The organism is Streptomyces sp. NPDC093097, from assembly GCF_044754325.1.
Taxonomy (GTDB): Bacteria; Actinomycetota; Actinomycetes; order Streptomycetales; family Streptomycetaceae; genus Streptomyces.
Genome location: NZ_JBIVOW010000012.1, coordinates 206228 through 226690 on the forward strand (window position 1 = coordinate 206228; position 20463 = coordinate 226690).

The 20463-nt window shown below is 72.4% G+C and carries 22 protein-coding genes; 13 read left to right on the plus strand and 9 right to left on the minus strand.

Annotated elements, in window-relative coordinates:
* Positions 1–142: 142 nt before the first annotated feature.
* The 3 genes from ACIQE0_RS21760 to ACIQE0_RS21770 all read right to left on the minus strand — a co-directional run bounded on the left by ACIQE0_RS21760 (position 143) and on the right by ACIQE0_RS21770 (position 2464).
* Positions 143–1279 carry a hypothetical protein gene (locus ACIQE0_RS21760; protein ID WP_366330490.1) on the minus strand — a complete coding sequence of 379 codons (1137 nt, stop codon included), beginning with the start codon at positions 1277–1279 and terminating at the stop codon, positions 143–145.
* A 200-nt stretch (positions 1280–1479) separates the two neighbouring features.
* Complete coding sequence (locus ACIQE0_RS21765) at positions 1480–2283, minus strand: VOC family protein (protein WP_366330491.1); 804 nt, start codon at positions 2281–2283, stop codon at positions 1480–1482.
* A gap of 10 nt (positions 2284–2293) precedes the next feature.
* Positions 2294–2464 carry a hydrophobic protein gene (locus ACIQE0_RS21770; protein ID WP_366330492.1) on the minus strand — a complete coding sequence of 57 codons (171 nt, stop codon included), beginning with the start codon at positions 2462–2464 and terminating at the stop codon, positions 2294–2296.
* Between the two features lie 267 nt (positions 2465–2731).
* On the opposite strand from ACIQE0_RS21770, the gene ACIQE0_RS21775 reads away from it, so the two are divergent.
* From ACIQE0_RS21775 to ACIQE0_RS21785, 3 genes are all read left to right on the plus strand, one after another.
* A complete protein-coding gene (locus ACIQE0_RS21775) occupies positions 2732–2920 on the plus strand; it encodes a DUF6381 family protein (RefSeq protein ID WP_366330493.1) in 189 nt (62 codons plus the stop codon).
* Positions 2921–3167: 247 nt separating this feature from the next.
* Positions 3168–4238, plus strand: a complete 1071-nt coding sequence (locus ACIQE0_RS21780; protein ID WP_366330494.1) for a serine protease — start codon at positions 3168–3170, stop codon at positions 4236–4238.
* A 236-nt stretch (positions 4239–4474) separates the two neighbouring features.
* Positions 4475–5236, plus strand: a complete 762-nt coding sequence (locus tag ACIQE0_RS21785; RefSeq protein ID WP_402334618.1) for a hypothetical protein — start codon at positions 4475–4477, stop codon at positions 5234–5236.
* Positions 5237–5272: 36 nt separating this feature from the next.
* Here the strand turns inward: ACIQE0_RS21785 and ACIQE0_RS21790 are convergent, their stop codons facing one another.
* The 3 genes from ACIQE0_RS21790 to ACIQE0_RS21800 are packed head-to-tail and all read right to left on the minus strand — an operon-like array spanning position 5273 to position 8020.
* The gene (locus ACIQE0_RS21790) at positions 5273–6304 is read right to left on the minus strand and encodes an ABC transporter substrate-binding protein (RefSeq protein ID WP_402334621.1); all 1032 of its coding nucleotides are present in this window, start codon (positions 6302–6304) and stop codon (positions 5273–5275) included.
* A 38-nt stretch (positions 6305–6342) separates the two neighbouring features.
* On the minus strand, positions 6343–7215 hold the full coding sequence (locus ACIQE0_RS21795) for an ABC transporter permease (protein ID WP_402334624.1): 873 nt from the start codon (positions 7213–7215) through the stop codon (positions 6343–6345).
* Positions 7205–8020: an ABC transporter ATP-binding protein gene (locus ACIQE0_RS21800; RefSeq protein WP_366330498.1), complete on the minus strand. Its 816-nt coding sequence runs from the start codon at positions 8018–8020 to the stop codon at positions 7205–7207. The genes ACIQE0_RS21795 and ACIQE0_RS21800 overlap by 11 nt, the downstream gene beginning before the upstream one ends.
* 243 nt (positions 8021–8263) lie before the next feature.
* On the opposite strand from ACIQE0_RS21800, the gene ACIQE0_RS21805 reads away from it, so the two are divergent.
* The 4 genes from ACIQE0_RS21805 to ACIQE0_RS21820 all read left to right on the plus strand — a co-directional run bounded on the left by ACIQE0_RS21805 (position 8264) and on the right by ACIQE0_RS21820 (position 12170).
* Complete coding sequence (locus ACIQE0_RS21805) at positions 8264–10015, plus strand: ATP-binding protein (protein WP_402334627.1); 1752 nt, start codon at positions 8264–8266, stop codon at positions 10013–10015.
* Positions 10012–10704, plus strand: a complete 693-nt coding sequence (locus ACIQE0_RS21810) for a response regulator (RefSeq protein ID WP_366330500.1) — start codon at positions 10012–10014, stop codon at positions 10702–10704. The genes ACIQE0_RS21805 and ACIQE0_RS21810 overlap by 4 nt, the downstream gene beginning before the upstream one ends.
* Before the next feature lie 454 nt (positions 10705–11158).
* A complete protein-coding gene (locus ACIQE0_RS21815) occupies positions 11159–11521 on the plus strand; it encodes a hypothetical protein (RefSeq protein ID WP_366330501.1) in 363 nt (120 codons plus the stop codon).
* 145 nt (positions 11522–11666) lie between these two features.
* The gene (locus ACIQE0_RS21820) at positions 11667–12170 is read left to right on the plus strand and encodes a hypothetical protein (protein ID WP_402334631.1); all 504 of its coding nucleotides are present in this window, start codon (positions 11667–11669) and stop codon (positions 12168–12170) included.
* Between the two features lie 47 nt (positions 12171–12217).
* Here ACIQE0_RS21820 and ACIQE0_RS21825 read toward each other — a convergent pair whose 3' ends face one another.
* Positions 12218–13249 (minus strand): AraC family transcriptional regulator, encoded by a 1032-nt coding sequence (locus ACIQE0_RS21825; RefSeq protein ID WP_366330503.1) that lies wholly within the window; start codon positions 13247–13249, stop codon positions 12218–12220.
* 130 nt (positions 13250–13379) lie between these two features.
* On the opposite strand from ACIQE0_RS21825, the gene ACIQE0_RS21830 reads away from it, so the two are divergent.
* The gene (locus ACIQE0_RS21830; RefSeq protein ID WP_402334635.1) at positions 13380–14369 is read left to right on the plus strand and encodes an alpha/beta hydrolase; all 990 of its coding nucleotides are present in this window, start codon (positions 13380–13382) and stop codon (positions 14367–14369) included.
* A gap of 9 nt (positions 14370–14378) precedes the next feature.
* On the opposite strand, the gene ACIQE0_RS21835 is transcribed toward ACIQE0_RS21830, so the two are convergent.
* A complete protein-coding gene (locus tag ACIQE0_RS21835) occupies positions 14379–14627 on the minus strand; it encodes a hypothetical protein (protein WP_402334638.1) in 249 nt (82 codons plus the stop codon).
* Positions 14628–14700: 73 nt separating this feature from the next.
* Between ACIQE0_RS21835 and ACIQE0_RS21840 the strand changes: the two genes are divergently transcribed.
* Complete coding sequence (locus tag ACIQE0_RS21840) at positions 14701–15495, plus strand: SDR family oxidoreductase (RefSeq protein ID WP_402334641.1); 795 nt, start codon at positions 14701–14703, stop codon at positions 15493–15495.
* 173 nt (positions 15496–15668) lie between these two features.
* Positions 15669–15959 carry a transposase gene (locus ACIQE0_RS21845; protein WP_402334644.1) on the plus strand — a complete coding sequence of 97 codons (291 nt, stop codon included), beginning with the start codon at positions 15669–15671 and terminating at the stop codon, positions 15957–15959.
* A 72-nt stretch (positions 15960–16031) separates the two neighbouring features.
* On the opposite strand, the gene ACIQE0_RS21850 is transcribed toward ACIQE0_RS21845, so the two are convergent.
* Complete coding sequence (locus tag ACIQE0_RS21850; RefSeq protein ID WP_366330507.1) at positions 16032–16952, minus strand: LysR family transcriptional regulator; 921 nt, start codon at positions 16950–16952, stop codon at positions 16032–16034.
* A 149-nt stretch (positions 16953–17101) separates the two neighbouring features.
* On the opposite strand from ACIQE0_RS21850, the gene ACIQE0_RS21855 reads away from it, so the two are divergent.
* The 3 genes from ACIQE0_RS21855 (at position 17102) to ACIQE0_RS21865 (ending at position 20429) form a co-directional block, all read left to right on the plus strand.
* Positions 17102–17893: an alpha/beta hydrolase gene (locus tag ACIQE0_RS21855; RefSeq protein ID WP_366330508.1), complete on the plus strand. Its 792-nt coding sequence runs from the start codon at positions 17102–17104 to the stop codon at positions 17891–17893.
* Positions 17894–18016: 123 nt separating this feature from the next.
* On the plus strand, positions 18017–18904 hold the full coding sequence (locus ACIQE0_RS21860; RefSeq protein ID WP_402334649.1) for an alpha/beta fold hydrolase: 888 nt from the start codon (positions 18017–18019) through the stop codon (positions 18902–18904).
* A gap of 133 nt (positions 18905–19037) precedes the next feature.
* Positions 19038–20429, plus strand: coding sequence for a pyridoxal phosphate-dependent decarboxylase family protein (locus ACIQE0_RS21865; RefSeq protein WP_402334651.1), 1392 nt, complete (start codon positions 19038–19040; stop codon positions 20427–20429).
* Positions 20430–20463: the final 34 nt, after the last annotated feature.

Here is a 20463-nt window from a genome sequence, read left to right on the forward strand (position 1 = left end):
CCCCGCCGCACCCCCCCGCGCTTCGCGGTCCCGCGCCTCCCGCCGGGGGGGGGGGGGGGGCGGCCCGCGGGGGGGGGGCCCCCCCCCGGGGGGGGGGCGGCCGCCCGGCCGCCCCCCCCCCGCCTGCTGGTCCGGGCGCCGCTCACACGGCAGCCACCACGGGGGCCATCCGGCGCGGACGCAGGAGCAGTGCGGCACCGGCCAGGCCGGCACTGAGGATCGCCAGTCCGACCGCCGCCAGCTCCGGCCACATCGAGCCGTCGCCCAGGGTGCTGCGCAGCGGCACCAGGACGCCGGCCCGGGACAGCGCGTGCAGGACGATCACGGTGACCGCGGCCGCGGCGCTGGCCGTCCAGACGGCGGCGGTGTCGCGCATCGCCAGGCAGCCGGCCAGCAGCAGGTACACCGCGGCGACGGTCATCGAGATGACGTCCGAGGGGCCGCCATGGCTCCCCGCGACCCCCATCGGCAGGTGGCTGAGCCCGCACAGGACCAGCGCCGCGGCGGCCGGCCAGCGCAGCACCGAGCGCAGGACGCCGCCGACCGCGTGCCCCGGCCGTCCCGGCTCCCCGGCGTCCTGCCAGTGGCCGCCGCGCGGCGCGTTGGCCGCCGGCCACGGGGCGCGCGGGGGACGCGGCGGGGTGTCCTGATGGGAGGGGTCCTGCGGCGCCGGATCGGCCGGCTCGGCCTGCCCCGGGGCCGGGTAGCCGTACTCGTGGCCCGGGTGGCTGTAGGGGTCGGCGTAGAGGTCGACGTACGGCTCCGCGTAGGGGTCCTCGTAGCGGTCGGCGTACGGGTCGTTGACGGTGGGCAGGGTCGTGGTGGCCATGCCCGCGGTGTCGACGGGGGCGCCGGGGGAACCGTCGCCGGACTGCGGTCCCCCGGCGCGGGCGCGGCCCTCCTGGGCCCGGTCGAACAGCCTGATCAGCTGGGCGACCTCGTCGACGGATCTGCTGACCGCCGCCGCACGCAGCGCCTCGTAGCTCGCCTCCGCGGTGAGCGGGGCCTCGCTGAGCAGGGCGAGCAGCGGCCCGACCTCGCTCACCGGGCGGCTCATGGCCGCCACCCGGAGGGCCTCGTCTCCCGGGTTGGGGTCCTCGCCGCTGCGCTTGAGCAGTTCCACGAGGGCGGCGACCTCCTCCACCGGCCTCGTGGTGGCCGCGGTCCACACCAGGGTGCGGAAGGAGACGTTCTCTTGGCTGGTGGGCGGGGCGTGTTCGCCGTGCTCTGTCGGGGGCGGCTCGGCTTGGCCCCCACGAGGAGCTGGTTCAGGTGACATGTAGGGACTCCACTGAACGAGGTGAGAGCGTCCGCACCGTCGGGCGCCGGCGCTCATCGGGCGTTGTGCGTGCTGGTTGTGCCTGCTGAGGTTCAGCCAACGTCCCTATTAACGGCGCGCGCCAACGCTGGCGGGCCATCCGGTGGAGACACGCCGCGGGCCCAGTCGGCGACCGGGCGTGTCGGTTCGGCCGGGCGGGCTCAGTCCTGCGCGGTGGCGACGGTGAAGAGGCCGCCCTGGGGGTCGCGGATCACGGCCTCGCAGCCGGTGCCGTCCACCATCGGCGTCACCGGCAGCGCGAAGCCGCCGGCGGCCACCGCGGCCGTGGTGACCCGCTCGATGTCGTGCACGGGGAAGTACACGTGCCAGCGCGGGCGGACATGGGGGTCGGGGGCGGCCTCGACGCCGCCGCCGCGGAGCGCGGCCACGGTGTGCCCGCCCTCGTCGCGCACCATCACCTCGTCGTGCTCGTAGCTGATGTCGCAGCCGCCGGGCAGGTCGGGGGCCCAGCCGAAGACCTCCCCGTAGAAGATCGCCGCCTCGAAGGCGTCGCGGGTGCGCAGTTCCAGGCACATCGGTGCGCCGCCCTGCCCCACGGCCCAGGAGAGCGTCTGGCCCTCCCACAGGCCGAACACCGCGCCATCCCGGTCGGCGGCGAGCGCGGCGCGGCCCTTGCCCATTTCGAGCGGGCCGACGGCGAGCGTGGCGCCGCGTTCGCGGATCCGGGCGGCGATGTCGTTGGCGCTCGCCACGGCGAAGTACGGGGTCCAGGCCACGGGGACGTGCCATTCGGCGCCCAGGGCACCGATCCCGGCGACCGGCCGGCCGTCGGCCAGCGCGAGGGCGAAGGCGCCGAGGCTACCGGGGCGGAAGCTCCAGCCGAGGACCTTCGCGTAGAAGTCCTGGGCGCCTCGCATGTCGTGGGTCATCAGGCTCACCCAGCAGGGAGCGCCGGCGATGGCCTCAGCGGTGGTGGTGCCGGTGCGGGCTTGGGTGACGGCCATCGGAATCCGCCTACCAGGTGTGGCGGCGGCCCCGGCCGCCCCGCGGGCCCGACGAACGGAACAGGAAGCCGATGACGAACACGGCCAGCAGGGCGACGGCGACGAGCCAGAACAGCTTCATCAGGAAACCGGCGCCCACGAAGAGCAGGACCAGCAGCAGGACAAGGAGGAGAGGGGCCACGGGATCCACCTCCGGAGGTTCCCTACATGGCCACCATTATGCGCTTCCGCGGACGCCCCCTCTCGGCTCCGTTCCGCGGCCGCGGCTCCCTGTGCGTACCGGCGATCTCGCGCACGGTGACGCTTCGAGGTGCCGACGGGAGCGGGCCCTGATTCGCTGGTAGCAGCGGCTTTCCGGCACGCGTGCCGCCGGCCGGGGCGGGGCCGGGCGGAGCACCAGGCACCCCCGGGAACGCCGGACATCGGCACGGGAGGAGAGGGAGCGGTCATGGGTTCGGACGAGGTACGGGAACGCCTTGAGCACATGCGGGAGAAGGCCCGGGAGCTGGCCGACGCCGCGGAGCACACCAGCGATCCCAAGGAGCGGCAGCGGCTGCAGGAGAAGTCCCGTCGGCTGCAGAGCCGGAGCGAGCAGGAGAGCGCCATGCGGAGCGGGGACATCTACCCCTCCCAGTGATCTCCCGGCAGGTGCGGCCCCGGGCCGCCGGGCCCGGTCGTCACACCGCCGACGGACGGGACGGTGACACCGGGGCGCGGGCCCGTTCCCGGTGCGGCCGGTCGGACCTCCGACGGGCCGCACCGGAGGGCCGGGCCCGCCGGCATGTTCACGGGGCGCCGCGCCAACCGGGCGTCCGGCGGGCGGAGTTGGGCGCGCCCGGCCGGAGGCGGCCGAGTCCGTCGAGGACCCGAGCGAGGAGGACGCGATGGACAACCGGAGCCGATCACCGGTGGCGACCGGCCCCGAGCTGGTCTTCTCCGATCTGCACGCGGTGGCCGCGCGGGTGCGCGACCACCTCTCCTGGGAGGAGCCCGAATCCGCAGCGAGCCTGCCCGCGGAGGAGCGGCCGGCCGGTCAGCTCTCACGGGACGCCCGGCAGGAGCGCACCCGGGTCCTGGCGGCCGGCGCCAACGGCCTGGACAAGCTCGCGGCGGGGCGCGGCGACGAGCTCGGCGACGAGGAGTCCTTCGGGGTGGGGGCCGTCGTCCTGTGGGCGGGCCGGCCGGCGATCCTCGTCGAGCGCCAGGACTTCGCCCCGCAACCGGGCGACTGGGCGGTGCTGGACTCCCATCGGGCGGCGATCCGGCAGTCCCTGGCCCGGGTCGGCCGGTTGGAGGTCTCCGGGCACGTGAGCCTGGACTGGCTGGGGACCGGTTTCCTGGTCGGACCGGAGACGGTGATGACCAACCGCCATGTGGCGGTGGAGTTCGCCCGGCGCGCGGACGGCGCGTGGGTGTTCCGACAGGGACTGGGCGCCGCCCTCGACATGGGCGAGGACGGCGGCGACGGTTCCGAACCATCCGACGGCGGACCGTCGTACGAGGTCACCGAGATCCTGGGGATCCATGAGGACGTCGATCTGGCCCTGTTGCGGATCGCCCCGTACCTCGGCGGCAGTGCGCTGCCCACTCCCCTGGCCGTCGCCGCGGACGCACCGCCGGACCTCCCCGGACACCCCGTCTACTGCGTCGGCTACCCGGTCTGGGACGGCCGCCGCGGCGAACCGGAGTCCATGCGCCGGATCTTCATGGACGTCTACAACGTCAAGCGCCTCCAGCCCGGCAGGAGCACCGGGCTGGAACAGGAAGGGAACGTGATGCGCCACGACTGCTCGACCCTGGGCGGCAACAGCGGCTCACCGGTCTTCGACCTCACCGACCACCGCGTCCTCGGACTGCACTTCGGCGGCCGCTACGGACGGGGCAACTACGCCGTACCGCTGTGGCAGTTGGCGGAGGATCCGCTGCTGGCGCGGGGGGAGGTCAACTTCGTATGAGGGTCCTCGGTACGGGTGGTGCGGGTACAGGCAGGCGGGACGGGAGCGGCGGGCGGCCGCGGCGGCGGACGGTGCTGGTGGCGGCGCCGGCCGTGCTGTTGGGGACCGCCGGATGCGCGGGCGGCGGGACGGGAGCGGCGCGGCCGACCGCGACAGGGACGGCGTCGCGCCTGCCGGAGCCCGCGCGGTGGCGGCCGAGCCCGGGGGACGTGCGGCCGGAGGTGAAAGAGCGGGCCGTGGAACTGGTCCGGGCGATCGGGGCCTGGCCGGCCGGCGAACGGGACGCGGCGATGGCCCGCGTCGAGGCACTGGGCCTGACGCCGTCGCTCGTCGACCAGGCGGGGGCGCTGCGCCCCGGCGGCACGGAGGCGGTGCTGGAGGTGGTGAACGCCCAGTACGGGGGAATCCTGGCGGATTCCGCGAGCGTGCTGGTGGTGTGCCGGCAGTGGGTGCGACGGGCCGACGGCACGGTGGTCGGAGGCGGGACGACGGTGGACGTACGGCTGCGCCGGGCGCGGCCGAAGTGGACGGTGACCGCGTTGCACCCGGCGCGGCCGGGGCCGCCGTCGGCGACGCCGAGCACCGCGGCGAAGCGGGTGCTGGCGACCGGTCCGCGGATCGAACTGCCGCCGGCCGCGGACGCGGACGTGCGCAGCGGCGCGGTGCACGACAGCGTGCTGGAGGCGCTGCTGGAGCTGGCGGAAAAGCACCGGATGGCGGTGAGCGTGCTGCGGTCCGGGCACCCGCTGAACGTCTTCGGGACCGACCGGCCCAGTGACCACCCGCGCGGACGGGCGGTCGACGTGTGGCGGATCGACGGGCGCCCGGTGGTCGATCCGGCGACGCCCCGGCACCTCGTCGAGTCGTTCATGCGGGCGGCGGCGGCCGCCGGGTCGTACAACGTCGGCGGGCCGGTGCGGCTGTCGGGCGGGGCGCCCGGCCAGTTCTTCTCGGACGACACCCACCGGGACCATGTGCACATGGGGTTCCGCACCTGATCCCGGCGGGTCACACCGCCAACTCGCGGGCGGCGCTCACTTCTTGACGAACTCCGTGGTGTAGGTCTTCGTCAGGTCGAGCGAGGCGTTCTTGAGGTTGGGGTTGAACGCCTTCAGGACGCGCTGGACGGTGTCCGGTCCGTCGGCCGGCATCACGCCGTCCTTGGTGAACATCGGCAGGGTGTCCTTGATGGCCTGGGCGTAGAGCTCCTTGCCGCCCTGCGCGTAGTCCGCCGGCATCTTCGCGGCGATCTCCTCGGGGGTGTGGGCGGACATCCACTTGAGGGTCTTGACGAAGGCGTTGGCGAGCTTCTGGACGGTGTCCTTGTGGCTGTTCACCCAGTCGGTGTTCATGTAGAGGCTGGAGGACGGGTAGAGGCCGCCGAGCGCCTCCTTGGAGCCCTCGGGGGTGCGCATGTCGACCAGCACCTTGCCGATCTTCTTGTTGACGACCTGCGCGACGGTCGGGTCGGTCGTCATCCCGCCCTGGATGGAGCCCTGCTCCAGGGCGGAGAGGAAGGTCTGGCCGGCGCCGACCGCGACCGGGGTGAACTCCTCGGTCTTCACACCGTTCTTGACCGCCAGGTACTTGGTGAGGAAGTCGGTGGACGAGCCCAGGCCGGTGACGCCGAGCTTCTTGCCCTTGAAGTCCTTCGGGGAAGTCAGCTCACCGGCGGCCTTGTTGGAGACCACCTCGACCTCACCGGGCGTCTGGGCGAGCTGCACCACCGACTCGACCTGCTTGCCCTTGGCCTGGAGGTCGAGGGTGTGGTCGTAGAAGCCGACGACGCCCTGGACGTCACCGGAGATCAGGGAGGTGGTGGCCTGGACCCCGGCCGGTTCGGTGAGCAGGGTGACGTCCAGGCCCTCGGCCTTGAAGTAGCCGAGCTGCTGGGTGAGTCTGGCCGGGAGGTAGATGACCTTGTCCAGGCCGCCCACCATGATCTTGACCTTGCCGTCCTTGGCGTCGTCGGACGCACCGGAGGACGAACCGCCGCAGGCGGTCAGGCCGGTGAGGGCGAGCGCGGCGGCGGCGAGGGCGGCCGGGATCCTGAGCTGGGTGCGCATGTCACGTCCTTGTGAGGTGAGGCGGTGCGGGCTTTGAGTCAGCGGCCGTCGCCGGCGTCGGCCGGCTTCCAGCGGAAGAGCCGCTTTTCGAGGAAGGCCAACAGCCCCTCGGCGAGCAGGGCGACCACGGCGAGGATCACCATGGCGGCGTAGACACCGGCGGCGTTGAAGGTGCCCTGGGAGGCCGACACCAGCAGGCCCAGACCCTTGGTCGCGCCGATGTACTCGCCGACGATGGCGCCGATCAGCGCGAAGCCGAAGCTGACGTGCAGGCTGGTGAAGATCCAGGAGGTGGCGGAGGGGATGACGACCTGGAGGGTGACCTGACGGTTGCTGGCGCCCAGGATGCGGGAGTTGGCCACCAGGTTGCGGTCCACCTCGCGGGCCCCCTGGAAGGCGTTGAAGAACACCGGGAAGAAGACCAGGACGACGGCCGAGGCCACCTTGGAGGCCGGCCCGAGGCCGAACCAGATCAGGAAGATCGGCGCGAGGACGATCCGCGGCAGCGCGTTGAGGACCTTGATGTACGGGCCGAGCACATCGGCCAGGAAGCGGATCCGGCCGAGCGCGATGCCCAGCACGACACCGCCGAGGACGCCGATGACCCAGCCGAGCAGCGCTTCGTAGAGCGTGTACCAGATCTGCTCCCACAGATTGCCCTGCGGAGTGCCGTTGAGCGCCCACTGGGTGATCTGGTTCCAGATCTTCGACGGCATGGAGAAGTTGAACGGGTCGATGACGCCGGCCCGGGCCAGCGACTCCCACAGGGCGAGCAGTCCGACCAGGAGCGCGGCGCGGGCGCCGTAGACCAGGGCCTTGCGGTTGCGGGCGGCCCGGGCACGGGCCTGGCTGCGCTCCCCCGCGGTGCCGTCCTTGACGGTGGCCGCTGCGGTGACGGTCTCAGGCGACATGGGCGGCACCCCTTTCGCGGGTGATGCGGACCTCTTCGCCGAGCGAGGCCCAGATCTCCCGGTAGATCTCGAGGAACCGCGGCTCCAGCCGCACCGATTCGACCCGACGGGGCCGCGGCAGGTCGATGGCGAAGACCTCCTTGACGGTGGCCGGGCCCGCGGTCATCACCACGACCTTGTCGGCCAGCGCGATGGACTCCTCCAGGTCGTGGGTGACGAAGACGACGGAGGCACCGGTCCCGGACCACAGGTCCAGGAGCTCGTCGGACATCAGGGCCCGGGTCTGCACGTCGAGCGCGGAGAACGGCTCGTCCATCAGCAGGATCTCGGGGTCGTTGACGAAGGTCGCGGCGAGCGCCACGCGCTTGCGCTGGCCACCGGAGAGCTGGTGCGGATAGCGGTCCTCGAAGGCGGCCAGACCGACCCGGGCGAGCCACTCCCGGGCCCGCTCCCTGGCCTCGGGCTTGGGGACACCGCGGAAGCGGGGGCCGGCCATGACGTTGGAGAGCACGGTGCGCCAGGGGAAGACGGCGTCCTGCTGGAAGACGAAGCCGACCTTGTCGCCGATGCCGCGGACCGGCTCACCGGCGACCAGCACCTCACCCTCGGTGGGCTCCGTAAGCCCGCTGACCAGGGTCAGGGTGGTGGACTTACCGCAGCCCGTGGGCCCCACCACGGCGACGAACTCGCCGCGGCCCACGGTCAGGTCCAGATCCCGGACGGCGGTGTGCAGACCGCCCGAGGGGGTGCGGAAGGTCTTGCTCGCTCCCCGCAGCTCGATGGCGGGGCTCGTATGGCTGTTCATGGACCGGGAGGCTAGGAGTGAGCCGGGCCACAGCGGCAGCCTTGTGGGCGCAACCCGTCTTTCTGCGCGCAAACCCTGTTGTGCCCATTTTGCTCACGCTAGAACAGCAAAGGTTCGCCAGGGGCTGGGCAGCGCGCCCACGGCGGCTTACGTTGCGTGGACACCAGATCAACAGGCAGCGTCAGAAACGAGAAGTGTCCGTTCCGCACATCCGCGGAGGGCGGCCGAGACAAGGGGGACCGCATGCGGATCCACTGGCCCCGTCGCGTCTTCGCACAGGTCCTGACCGCGCAACTGGCCATCACCACCGGCGTGATGGTGCTGGCCACCGGGCTGTTCCTGGCCCCGCTGAGCCACGCCCTGGACGACCAGGCGATGCGCCGGGCACTGGCCATCGCCGAGACCGCGGCGGCCGACCCGGACCTGGCCCGCAACCTCCGGACGACCGCACCGGCCGTACACGGCCCGGTGCAGTCCACCGCCGAACGCATCCGGCGGTCCACCGGGGCGCTCTACATCGTGGTCATGGACACCCGCGGGGTCCGCTGGTCGCACACCAACGTCGCCGAGATCGGCCAGCACGTCTCCACCGACCCCAGCCGGACCCTGGCCGGCCAGGAGGTCCGCCAGATCGACACCGGCACGCTGGGCCGCTCGGCCCGCGCGAAGGTGCCGCTGCGCGACGGCGGCGGCCGCATCATCGGCGCGGTCTCGGTCGGCATCGCCTACGACAGCGTGCACGGACTGCTGCTGCGCGCCATCCCCGGCCTGCTGCGGTACGCCGGCGCGGCGCTGGCGGCCGGTGTGCTGGCCGCGGTGGTCGTCGCCCGCAGCCTGCGCCGCCGTACACACGGGGTCGCCACCGCCGACATCTCGGCGCTCCTGGACGAGCGCGAGGCGATGCTGCACGGCATCCGGGAGGGGGTGGTGGCCTTCGACCGGCGGGGCCGGATCCGGCTGGTCAACGACGAGGCGGGGCGGCTGCTGGGCCTCGACGCCGACCCCGCCGGCCGCGCCCTGGACGAGGTGCTGCCGCCGGGCCGGACCACCGACGTGCTGGCGGGCCGGGTGGCCGGCAGCGACCTGCTGGCCATCAGCGGCGGCCGGGTGCTGGTGGCCAACCGCGTCCCGACCCGGGACGGCGGCGCGGTGGTGACCCTGCGGGACCGCACCGAACTGGAACTGCTGGGCCGGGAGCTGGACAGCACCCAGGGCCTGCTGGACGCGCTGCGCGCCCAGGACCACGAGCACGCCAACCAACTGCACACGGTGCGCGGACTGCTCGAACTGGGCCGGTACGACATGGCGGTGGAGTTCGTCGCCGAGGTGGCCAGCGCCCACCGGGCGTCCGCGGAGCAGATCGCCGAGCGGGTGCACGACCCGCTGCTGTCCGCACTGCTGGTCGGCAAGGCCGCGATCGCCGCCGAACGCGGCGTCTCCCTGCGGATGTCGCCGAACACGCTGCTGCCGGACGCCGTGGTCGACCCCCGCGACCTGGTCACCGTCCTGGGCAACCTCATCGACAACGCCCTGGACGCCACCGCCGAGTGCCCCCGCACCGAACCGTTCGTCGAGGTGGAACTGCGCGCCGAGGGCACCACCGCGGTCCTCCGGATCAGCGACACCGGACCGGGCGTCCCACCGGAGAAACGCGAGCAGATCTTCGCCGAGGGCTGGTCCACCAAGAGCGCCACCGTCGTCTCCCGGGGCCGGGGCATCGGCCTGGCACTGGTACGCCGACTCTCCGAGCGCTACGGCGGGATGGCGCGGGTCACCGCCCGCGCCGGCGGCGGCGCCGTCTTCACCGTCGTCCTGCCCGAGGCGCTGGCCCCCGACCACCTCGCGGCCGACCGCCTCCTGCCCGCCCTCCCGCCACCCCCAGATGACGGCGCTACGCGCCGACCGCCCTCCCGCCACCCGACCTCCACCCCCAATGACGGCGCTACGCGCCGACCGCCCGTCTGTCAGCTCACGGCCACAGGAGAGTCACCGTGATCGATGTCCTTGTCGTGGACGACGACTTCCGTGTCGCGGAGATCAACGCCGCATATGTCTCCCAGGTGCCCGGCTTCCGGGTCGTCGGACGCGCCCACACCGCGGCCCAGGCCCTGGCCACGCTGGAGCGCCTCCCCGTCGATCTGGTGCTGCTGGACCACTACCTGCCGGACGAGACCGGCCTGACCCTGGTGCGGCGGCTGCGCCAGATGGGCCACCACAGCGACGTCATCATGGTGACCGCGGCCCGGGACGTGGCCACCGTGCAGGCCGCGATGCGCTACGGCGCCCTGCAGTACCTGGTCAAGCCGTTCGGCTTCTCGGGGCTGCGCGCCAAACTGGACGCCTACGCCGCGCTGCGCCGGACCGTCGAGGGCGTCGGCGGCCGGGGCGAGGCCGGCCAGGAACAGGTGGACCGGATCTTCGCCGCGCTCCGCACCCCGGACTCCCCGCACTCCGAACTCCCCAAGGGCCACTCGGCCGCGACCGTCGACCTGATCCGCCGCATCCTGGACGAGGCGGGACTGCCGCTCTCCGCCCATGAGGTCGCCGAACGCGCCGGCGTCAGCCGCTCCACCGCCCAGCGCTACCTCAAACACCTCGAACGCACCGGCCACATCAGCCTCACCCTCAAATACGGCGACACCGGCCGCCCGGAACACCGATACGCCTGGGCCCGGGCGAGCTAGACGGCCCGTCCGCCAACCTCCGCAACCGACCGGCGTGTTGATCGTGTTGACACTGCCCTCCCGCCCCACGGCAACACCGTGACTTTTCCTGTCGCTCACCCTCTGTGATAAACACAAGGCTGGCGTGCTTGCGTTCCAACAGCGAGCACGCGCTTTCTGTTTGCATTGATGCACATACGGGGGACATACGTTGACGACTCCGCCGCAACCTCAGCCTGCGCCGTACCAGGCTCCGCAGCCGCAACCCGGCCAGCCCTACCAGCCGCCGCACCCGCAGCCCGGCCAACCCGCCGCCTGGGGTCAGCCGCAACCCCAGCCCCCTGCCGCCTGGGGCCAACCTCCCGCCCCCGCCTGGAACCAAGGCCAGCAGGGCCAGCAGGGCTACCAGGGCCATCCCGCGCCGTTTCCGCCGGCGCCGCAACCGCAGCATGCGGGCTGCCGGTTCTGCGGTGCCGTGCCGGCCGCGGACATCACCGTGCGCGGCCACCAGGGCATCCTCATCGTCATGCGGTTCCTGAGCATGAAGGGCCCCTTCTGCCGCAACTGCGGCCTCGCCCTGTGCCGCGAGATGACAGGCAAGACGCTCTGGCAGGGATGGTGGAGCCCGTTCTCCCTCTTCCTCTTCACTCCCTTCACGCTCCTGTGGAACCTCGTCGTCCGGGTCAAACTGAGCAAGCTCCAACCCCCGATCCCGGGCCAGCCGGGCCCCCAACTCGATCCCGGGACACCGCTGTACCGACGCCCGGCCGCCCTTGGGGCGTTGATACCGGTCCTCTGGTTCCTGTTCGTGACGTACCAGAGCATGTCGGGGGCTTAAGGGAATTCCTGAGGGGGGTGCGGCGTGATCGACGGCGCGTGGGAAGTACTCATGGAGAGCTTGTGCTCATTGAGAGCTTGTCTCCGGTGAAGTCTTCGTACGCCCATCAAGAAAGGTGTGCGTCGCATTCCCCCCGGGAGATCCGGTGAGCAGCAGAAAACCGTCGTGGTCCGAGCGTGAACTGCCGGCGTTCTTCCGGCAATGGCGCACCGACTGGAAGGATGAGAACCTCTCACCGGACAACTACCTCGACTTCGAGGGTGGTCTGCGTTTCGTCCTGGCCGCGGCCTGGCTGTTCTGCCCCGAGACCGTTGACTACCGTGGCTGCGTATTCCTCAAGGAACACTTCGGTCAGGACACGGTCGACGACTGGTTCACGAACCTGGAAGGCGATCGGCGCCGTATCGAAACGGTGGTCAACCACGTCGAGTTGTGGGGAATTTTCAGCAACACCCCCTTGGCGGGTGACGATCGGCTCGGGGAGGAACTGCCCCAACTCGCGCTGGCTCTGGGTGAGTGCTGGCAGGGAATCCTGTCCGCGCGCTACCGCGACCGGGAGATCACGGTCGCGGTGAGCGACGAGGAGGACGGCTCCTACGGGCCGACAGTGACGTTCTGGACCTCCCCGACCGCCTCGGCCTTCGGCTAGCAAATCCCGTCGCGTTCGCGCGATCGTGGAGTCCGCGCCGAACGGCGTCACATGCCCGCGGACCGGTCCCGCTGGTCCTCGGAGAGGGGCGGTGCGCAGGCAGTGGTGGCCGAGCGGAACGCCCTCCGGTAGGCGGACGGGGTGGTGTCCAGGGCGGTGCGCATATGTTGCCGCAGGTTGGTGCCGCTGCCCAGGCCGGCCCTGGCGGCGATGTCGTCAACGGGCAGTTCGGTCGACTCCAGCAGATGGCGTACGTGTGCCAGGCGGGCCGAGGCGAGCCATTCGGCCGGGGAGAGCCCGGTCTCCTGCCGGAAGCGCCTGGTGAAGGTCCGTACGCTCATGTGGCAGTGGGCCGCGAGGTCCTTGAGGGACAGCCGCCGGTCCAGGTGTTCCGCCATCAACGTCCGCGCCCCGGCCGTCGAGGTGCCCGCGTCCTCCCGGACCGGGTGCTCGATGTACTGTGCCTGCCCTCCGTCTCTCATGGGCGCGACGACGTTGTACCGCGCCACCCGGTTCGCCACGGAACTGCCGTGGTCCTCCCGGACCAGGTGCAGGCACAGGTCGATGGCGGCCGCGCCGCCGGCCGACGTCAGGATCCCGCGGTCGGCGATGTACAGCGGGTCGGTGTCGAGGTCGACTGCGGGGAAGAGCCGCCTGAACTGCTGCGCGTAGCGCCAGTGGGTCGCGGCCCGGCGGCCCTCCAGCAGGCCGGCGGCCGCGAGGACGAACGAGCCGGTGCACAGGGACACCACGCGGGCGCGGCGCCGGACCGCACGGCGCAGCGTCTCGGCGACGGAGGCGTCCACCGCGCCGGCGTCCAGTACCTCCGGGCAGCGGGTGCCGGCCACGATCACCGTGTCGGCGTGCTCCAGCAGGGACAGGTCGCCCTGGGGCGTGATGCCGTACCCGTTCACCGTCGGTACGGGGGAGCCGTCCGGGGTGAGGGTGCGCACCTCGTAGGCCGCAGTGCCCGCGCGGGTTTCGACCGCGGCCAGCATCTGGGCCGGGATGCTCAGGTCGAAGGCCACCACCGGTGCGAGGGCGAGGACGGCCACCTGGTGCGGTGTCGCAACAGTCATGGCCCGATAGTTGCACATAGTGACTCTCGGGCCACTTCTGTGCCACTCGTGAGTGGCACAGACTGAGATCAGTTCCGCCCAACAGGCCGGTCAGCACCCGGTCGAACCCCCGGAAGGTGGCCATCGAGCCATGTCTGTCCCCGCTGTCGATCCCGAGATCCAGACCCTGCTCGACACCGCCGACACCGGCGTCTTCCCCGTCCACGGCCTGGACGCCGTCCTCGCCGACCCCCAGCGCTACGCACTGCTGCGCGCACACCCCGACACCCCCGTCGACGACCAGGTCACGGTGCGAGACCTGTACATCCCCGGCCCCGCAGGACAACTGCGACTGCGCGTCTACCGACCCGACACCACCGAAGACCTGCCGATGATCCTCTACGTGCACGGCGGCGCCTTCACCTACGGATCTCCCGAGGCCGAAGAGGGACGCTCCCTGCGCTACGCCCGCGACGCCCACGCCGTCGTCGTCTCCGTCGACTACCGCCTCGCCCCCGAACACCCCTACCCGGCCGCAGCCGACGACGTCTACGCCGCCCTGACCTGGATCGCCGACAACCCGGCCGAACTCGGCGGAGACCGCACCCGCATCGCGGTGGCCGGCGGCAGCGCCGGCGGGAACCTCGCCGCCTCCACCGTGCTCCGCGCCCGCGACCAGGCAGGCCCGCACCTGCTCTTCCAGTCCCTGACCTACCCCGGTGTGGACAGCAGCCTCACCAGCGCCTCGGCACGGGAGTTCACCGATACCCCGGTCCTCAACCGGGCCGCGATGGAACTGGCCGTGCAGTACTACGCGAAGGACAGCCACGCCGACCCGTACGCCTCCCCGGTCCGCGCCACCGACCTCAGCGGCCTACCGCCCACCTACATCGCCGTGGCCGAGATCGACCCGCTGCGCGACGAGGGCCGCGACTACGCCGCACGCCTGTCCGCCGCCGGCGTCACCACCGAACTCGTCCAGGTCCCCGGCGCCGTCCACGGCTTCGACCTCCTCTTCCCCCAGGCCCGCATCAGCGAACACAACCTCACCGACCAGGTACGCACCCTGCGCGAGGCCCTCCACCCCATCAGCGGGCGTTCCTGCCGGCCGTCGACCGGGAGCGCCCAGGGCCTGTTGTGAAAGTGCTGGTCACAGCCGTTCGTTGAGGACTGCGACCAGCACGGTCGCCTCGTAGCGGACCGCGAGGTTGTCCTCCCTCGTGGCTACCGCCCGGTGGTGCTTGAGGCGGTTGATCCCGCACTCGACCGCGTGCCGCTGCTCGCAGTCGTCCTTGTCGGACTTGGGCGGCCGTCCGCCTCGCGATCCGCGCTTGAGGCGGTTGCGGACGCGGTCCGTCGGGACCGGGATCCGCTTGCTTGGAGTGCGCTCCAGGGCCATAGCGTTGAGACAGCTGAACCGAACACCCAACGCGTCGACGCGTCATCCCGCACGATCAACTGGAAGGCGGCACGTGGTAGACAACCAATTCACCACGCATGCAGAACTTTTCGATCTGGGTGAAAAGCGCGCGCTCGTCACCGGTGGCACCCGAGGCATCGGAATGATGATCGCGCGTGGCCTTCTCCAGGCGGGCGTCCGCGTGGTCATCAGCTCACGCAATGCGGAAGCGTGCGCTCAGGCGCAGGAACAGCTGTCCAAATTTGGTGAGGTGCGGGCCATTCCCGCCGACCTGTCCCGCCACGACGAGTGTCGGCGGCTGTCCGACCTTGTCACCGCCGACTCGGAGCGTCTCGACATCCTCGTCAACAACGCGGGCGCCATCTGGGACGAGCCGCTGGCGACGTTCCCAGACGCGGCCTGGGACACGGTCGTCGACCTCAACCTGAAGTCGCCGTTCTGGCTGGTCCAGGCGCTGCTGCCCGCACTTCGCAGGGCGGGCACCGCCGACGATCCCGCGCGGATCATCAACATCGGCAGCATCGCCGCCATCCACATCCCCCAGCGGCCCAACTACTCGTACTCCAGCAGCAAGGCCGCACTGCATCAACTCACCAGAGTGCTCGCCAAGGAACTCGGACCGCAGCACGTCACCGTGAACGCCGTGGCGCCGGGACCGTTCCCGTCGACGATGATGGCTGCAACCCTCGATGAGTTCGGCGAGGCGATCGCGGCGTCGGCCCCACTACGCCGGATCGGCCGCGACGACGACATGGCGGGTGTCGCCGTGTTCCTCGCCAGCCGGGCAGGCGCATACGTAACAGGCACCGTGATCCCCGTCGACGGCGGCATCGCCACAACCGCGTAGGCCGACCAGGGTCTGTTTACGAAAGTTGATCTCGATCGTTGGTGATCATGTCCGGTGGGACGTGGGGATCTGACGAGCGGCCAGTGGGCCCGACTTGAGCCGCCGTTGCCGCGGGGCATCACGTCGGGCCGTCCGCCGGTACGGACGCGACGGCAGCTGATAGACGGCATACGGTGGCGGACCCGGACGTCGAGCAGGGTCAGAAGCCGCTATCGGTGGTGATCACCGCCGGACAGCGGGGTGATTCGCCTCAGTTCGAGTCGGTCCTGGAAGCGATCCGGGTGCCCCGGCTCGGGGTCGGCAGGCCGCGCAAACGGCCGGACCTGGTCCGGGCCGACAAGGCGTACGACTCCCGCAGCAATCGCGCCTACCTGCGCAGACGCGGGATCAAAGCCACGATCCCGGTCCCGACGGACCGCGTCCGCAACCGCCTCAAGCACCACCGGTCGGTAGCCACGAGGTAGGACAACCTCGCGGTCCGCTACGAGGCGACCGTACTGGTCGCAGTCCTCAACGAACGGCTGTGACCAGCACTTTCACAACAGACCCTTGCCGATGCCAGTCTCCGGGCCGTGCTCGACGGCCTCGTAGCACGCCTCTATCAGGGCGCGCAGGCCCGCCCGGGGTGGGTCGCCGCGTACGGCGAGGTAGGTCCGCATGACGGGGGTCGGGCCGGTCAGGGGGCGGAACACCACGCCGGGAACGGGGAGTTGGGCGGCGTGCGGGGCGTAGAAGACCGTCCAGGACGGTTTGGCGTAGCCGATGGCGGCCAGGGTGTCCTGCGCGTTGGTGAACTCCGGTCCCAGGACGGGCTCGAAGCCGGCCTCGCGGCAGGAGCGCAGGACCAGGCCGTGCAGCGCGGGGTTGCGGGAGGGCGGGGAGAGCCGCAGCGGCAGGTCGGCGAGGTGGGCCAGCTCGACGGTGTCCCGTGCCGCGAGGGGATGTCCTGCGGGCAGGGCCGCCCGCACCTCGTCCTGCCAGAGGGGGAGGAACTCCAGCCCGGGGTCGGTGCGTTCACCGCGCAGCAGGGTGGCGTCCAGCTCGCCGGTGCGCACCTGCGCCAGGCGGTCGTCCGTGGCGCCGGTGACGAGTTCGAGCTGGGCGTGGCCGGCGAGGCGGGTGAACGCGGCGAGTACGGCGTCCAACCAGGTACCCAGTCCGGAGCTGGTGCCGAGCCGCACCGTCGCGGCCTGTTCGGCGCGCAGTTCGTCGAGGGCTTCGCGGGCGCGGGCCTGGAGGGCGAGCATCTCCCTGGCGTACGGCACGAGCCGGTCGCCGGCCGCGGTGAGGCGGACGACGCGGGTGGAGCGGGTGAACAGCTCGGTGCCCAGCTCCCGTTCGAGCCGGCGGAGCTGCTGGCTGACCGCGGACTGCACGATGTGCAGACGCTCGGCGGCGCGGCCGAAGTGCAGTTCCTCCGCCACGGTGAGGAAGTAGCGCAGCTGACGGATCTCCATGGCCCCCCGTTCGCCGTGACCCGTATTGATCACTGATCGCGATCAGTGTAGGCGGGGATCGCTCGTTGGTCGGCGGGCGTGATCGCGGTTGGCTGAGGTCATCACCGACCGCGCGGCCCACCCGGGCCATCGAGGCAGAGGACACCGCCATGCCGCACCTGGACGTCAACGACACCACGCTCTACTACGAGGACGAGGGGACCGGCCCTGCCCTGTTGTTCCTGCACGGCTGGGGCACCAGCGGGCGCACCTGGGGCGCGCAGCAGGCCGAGTTCGTCCGGGACCACCGGGTGGTGACCGTCGACTGGCGGGGCTGCGGGCGGTCGGCCCGGCCCGCCCGCGGCAACACCCTCACCGGCGTGGTCAGCGACCTGGTGGCGCTGATCGGCGCGCTGCGGCTGGACCGGCCGGTGGTCGTCGGCTCGTCGGTCGGCGGCTCCTTCGCCACGGAACTGGGGGTGCGGCGGCCGGAGTTGATCGGCGGGGTGATCCCGGTGGGCGCGCCGGCGTACTGGCCGACGGAGGACGGCCAGGCCCAGATGGTGGCCGCGCTGCGGCGGGACCGGGCCGGGACGGTGGCGAACTGGGTGCCGGGGTGGTTCGCGCCGGGCACCTCGCCCGCGCTGATCGACTGGACGATCCGGCAGATCCTGGACTCCGGCGTCCACATCGACGAGCACCAGGCCACCGCCGCCGGCTACGACCCGCGCCCCACCCTGCCCGGGCTGCGGGTGCCGATCCACTACCTGCACGGCGAGCTGGACCCCGCCATCCCGCTGGAGGTGGCCCGGAACTGCGCCGCCCGCACGCCGGGGGCCGAGGTCGGCGTCATCACCGGCTCCGGCCACATGCCGCACCAGGAACTCCCCGACGCCTTCAACGCCGCGCTGCGCACCGCGCTGGCCCGCATGGCGCCGGCCGCCCGCGCCACCACCGCCTGAACCGCCCCGTCCGCCGCCGAGCCCGCCCGACGCGAACCGGCCCGGCACCCCGTCCACCCGCCGGGCCCGTACGCGGCCGACGCAAGCGGCCCGGCACCCCGTCATCCCTCAAGGGGAATCCCCATGCCCGTGACACAGGTGTCCCTCAGCGGCGGCCCGGCCGCCGTCGCCTACGACCGCACCGGGACCGGCCCGGGGCTGGTGCTGGTGCACGGCACCGGCACCGACCGCGCACAGTGGCAGCCGCTGACCGCCGCGGTCGCCGACCGCTTCACCGTGGTGGCACCGGACTACTCCGGCTCCGGCGGCACCACCGACCACGGCGGCCCGCTCACCGTGGCCGACCTCGCCGACGAGGTGCTGGCCGCCGCCGACCACGCCGGGCTGGACCGCTTCCACCTGGTCGGCCACTCGCTCGGCGCGGTGACCGCCGCCCACCTCGCCGCCCACCACCCCGACCGGGTCCGCTCGCTGGCCCTGCACGCCTGCTGGGCGCACACCGACACCCGGATGTGGGCCGAGTTCACCCACTGGCTCGACCTGCTGCGCAGCGACGCGGCGCACGGCACCACGCACTTCGCCCGGATGCTGCCGCTGATGGCGTTCGGCCCCCGCTACTGGGAACGCACCGACACCGCGGCCAACGAGGACCTGGTCCGGGCCCTGCCCCCGACAGTGGCACCGGGGACCGACCGGCAGACCAAAGTGGACCTCTCGGTGGACCTGCGCCCCCTGCTGGGCCGGATCACGGCGCCGACGCTGGTGCTGGCCAGCGCCCACGATCGCCTCATCGACGCCGCGCAGCAGCAGGCGTTGCTGGCCGGCATCCCGCAGGCCCGCTACCAGGAGATCGACGCCGGGCACGGGGCCCCGGGCGAGGACCCGGCCGGATTCGCCGCCGTGATCGCCGCGTTCCTGGACGAGCGGCGCACCGCGGACGAGGCGGCTGGGGCCGGCCTCCCGGGCGGTCCGGGTGCGCCCGGGACGCCGTCGGTCACGGCCGGCCGGTAGGCCCGACCGAGCGCCCGCCGTCCGCACACCAGGCCGCATGGCCCCAATCCCAGCCCACTTTCTGCGAATTGGCCCCAGTGACCGGGACCCGGCCCCGGTTAGCGTCGAGTCCAACCGACGAACGGAGCGCACCGTGCACCCCCAGCTCGCCGCGGATCTCGCCGCGCTGCCCGACCTGCTGGAGACCACCCGGCAGCACGCCACGGACTTCCTGGCCACTCTCCCGGAGGCCCCGGTCGTCCCCGCGCGGCCCGCCCCGGAGCCGGCCCCGCTCCCGGAGCACGGCACCGGACTCCGCGACGCGCTGCGGGACTTCACCACGCGCTGGCAGCCCGGGCTGTCGGCCAGCGCCGGCCCCCGCTACCTCGGCTTCGTCACCGGCGGGGCGACCCCGGCGGCCCTCGCCGGTGACTGGCTGACCGCCACCGTGGACCAGAACGCCATGTCGTCCCTGGACCCCACCGGACAGCACCTGGAGCGGGAGACGGTCGACTGGCTGCGCGCCCTCTTCGGGCTCTCCGACGCCCACCAGGGCGCGCTGGTCAGCGGCGCCACCCAGTCCAACACCGTCGGACTGGCCATCGCCCGGGAGTGGTTGGGGGAACAACGCGGCGTCTCCCCCGCCGAGGACGGAGTGGCCGCCCTCGGTCCGGTCCGCGTCCTGTCCGGCGCCCCGCACTCCAGCATCGCCAAGGCGCTGTCGGTGCTCGGCCTCGGCCGGTCCGCGCTGGTCACCGTCCCCACCCTCCCCGACCGGGAGGCGGTGGACCCGGCGGCACTGGAACGCGCCCTCCAGGAGACCGACGGCCCCTGCGTCATCATTGCCAACGCCGGCACCGTCAACACCGTCGACTTCGACGACCTCCGCGCCCTGGCCGCGCTCCGCGACCGCTACGGCTGCTGGCTGCACATCGACGCCGCCTTCGGCGCCTTCGCCGCGCTCTCCCCGCAGCACGCGCGCCTGGTCGACGGCCTCGACCTGGCCGACTCGCTCTGCATCGACCTGCACAAGTGGCTGAACGTCCCCTACGACAGTGCGGTCCAGTTCACCCGCCGCCGCGACCTCCAGGCCCGGGTCTTCCAGAACGCCGCCGCCTACCTGGGCGAACTCGGCGCCGATCCGGACCTGGTCCACCTCACCCCGGAGAACTCCCGCCGGCTGCGCGCCCTCCCCACCTGGTTCACCCTGCGCGCCTACGGGCGCGAGGGCCACCGCGAGATCGTCGAACGCTGCGCGGCGAGCGCCGGCACCCTGGGCACGGCGGTCGCCTCCCTCGACGGCCTGCGGCTGCTCGACCCGGTCCGCCTGAACGTCGTCTGCTTCACCCTCGCCGCCCGCCCCACCGCCGAACGCCTCGCCGCCCTCGCCGACGCGCTGGCCGCCGAGGCCTTCCTCACCCCCACCGTCCACGCCGGACTGCCCGCCCTCCGGGCCGCGTTCAGCAACTGGCGGACCACCGAGGAGGACGTCCAACGGATCGCCGCCGCCCTGGAGAAGGCCGTCCGGCAGCTGCCCGCGGACTGACCGACGGGCACGTCGGCGAAGGTACGAGCGCCGC

Excerpts from the sequence above, each read along its gene's own strand:
- ACIQE0_RS21775 (WP_366330493.1), top strand. The coding sequence starts at position 2,732 with ATGGGTTCGGACGAGGTACGGGAACGCCTTGAGCACATGCGGGAGAAG.
- ACIQE0_RS21835 (WP_402334638.1), bottom strand. The coding sequence starts at position 14,627 with ATGGCCCTGGAGCGCACTCCAAGCAAGCGGATCCCGGTCCCGACGGAC.
- ACIQE0_RS21790 (WP_402334621.1), bottom strand. The coding sequence starts at position 6,304 with ATGCGCACCCAGCTCAGGATCCCGGCCGCCCTCGCCGCCGCCGCGCTC.
- ACIQE0_RS21830 (WP_402334635.1), top strand. The coding sequence starts at position 13,380 with ATGTCTGTCCCCGCTGTCGATCCCGAGATCCAGACCCTGCTCGACACC.
- ACIQE0_RS21860 (WP_402334649.1), top strand. The coding sequence starts at position 18,017 with ATGCCCGTGACACAGGTGTCCCTCAGCGGCGGCCCGGCCGCCGTCGCC.
- ACIQE0_RS21855 (WP_366330508.1), top strand. The coding sequence starts at position 17,102 with ATGCCGCACCTGGACGTCAACGACACCACGCTCTACTACGAGGACGAG.
- ACIQE0_RS21780 (WP_366330494.1), top strand. The coding sequence starts at position 3,168 with ATGGACAACCGGAGCCGATCACCGGTGGCGACCGGCCCCGAGCTGGTC.
- ACIQE0_RS21765 (WP_366330491.1), bottom strand. The coding sequence starts at position 2,283 with ATGGCCGTCACCCAAGCCCGCACCGGCACCACCACCGCTGAGGCCATC.
- ACIQE0_RS21850 (WP_366330507.1), bottom strand. The coding sequence starts at position 16,952 with ATGGAGATCCGTCAGCTGCGCTACTTCCTCACCGTGGCGGAGGAACTG.
- ACIQE0_RS21805 (WP_402334627.1), top strand. The coding sequence starts at position 8,264 with ATGCGGATCCACTGGCCCCGTCGCGTCTTCGCACAGGTCCTGACCGCG.
- ACIQE0_RS21800 (WP_366330498.1), bottom strand. The coding sequence starts at position 8,020 with ATGAACAGCCATACGAGCCCCGCCATCGAGCTGCGGGGAGCGAGCAAG.
- ACIQE0_RS21825 (WP_366330503.1), bottom strand. The coding sequence starts at position 13,249 with ATGACTGTTGCGACACCGCACCAGGTGGCCGTCCTCGCCCTCGCACCG.
- ACIQE0_RS21795 (WP_402334624.1), bottom strand. The coding sequence starts at position 7,215 with ATGTCGCCTGAGACCGTCACCGCAGCGGCCACCGTCAAGGACGGCACC.
- ACIQE0_RS21760 (WP_366330490.1), bottom strand. The coding sequence starts at position 1,279 with ATGTCACCTGAACCAGCTCCTCGTGGGGGCCAAGCCGAGCCGCCCCCG.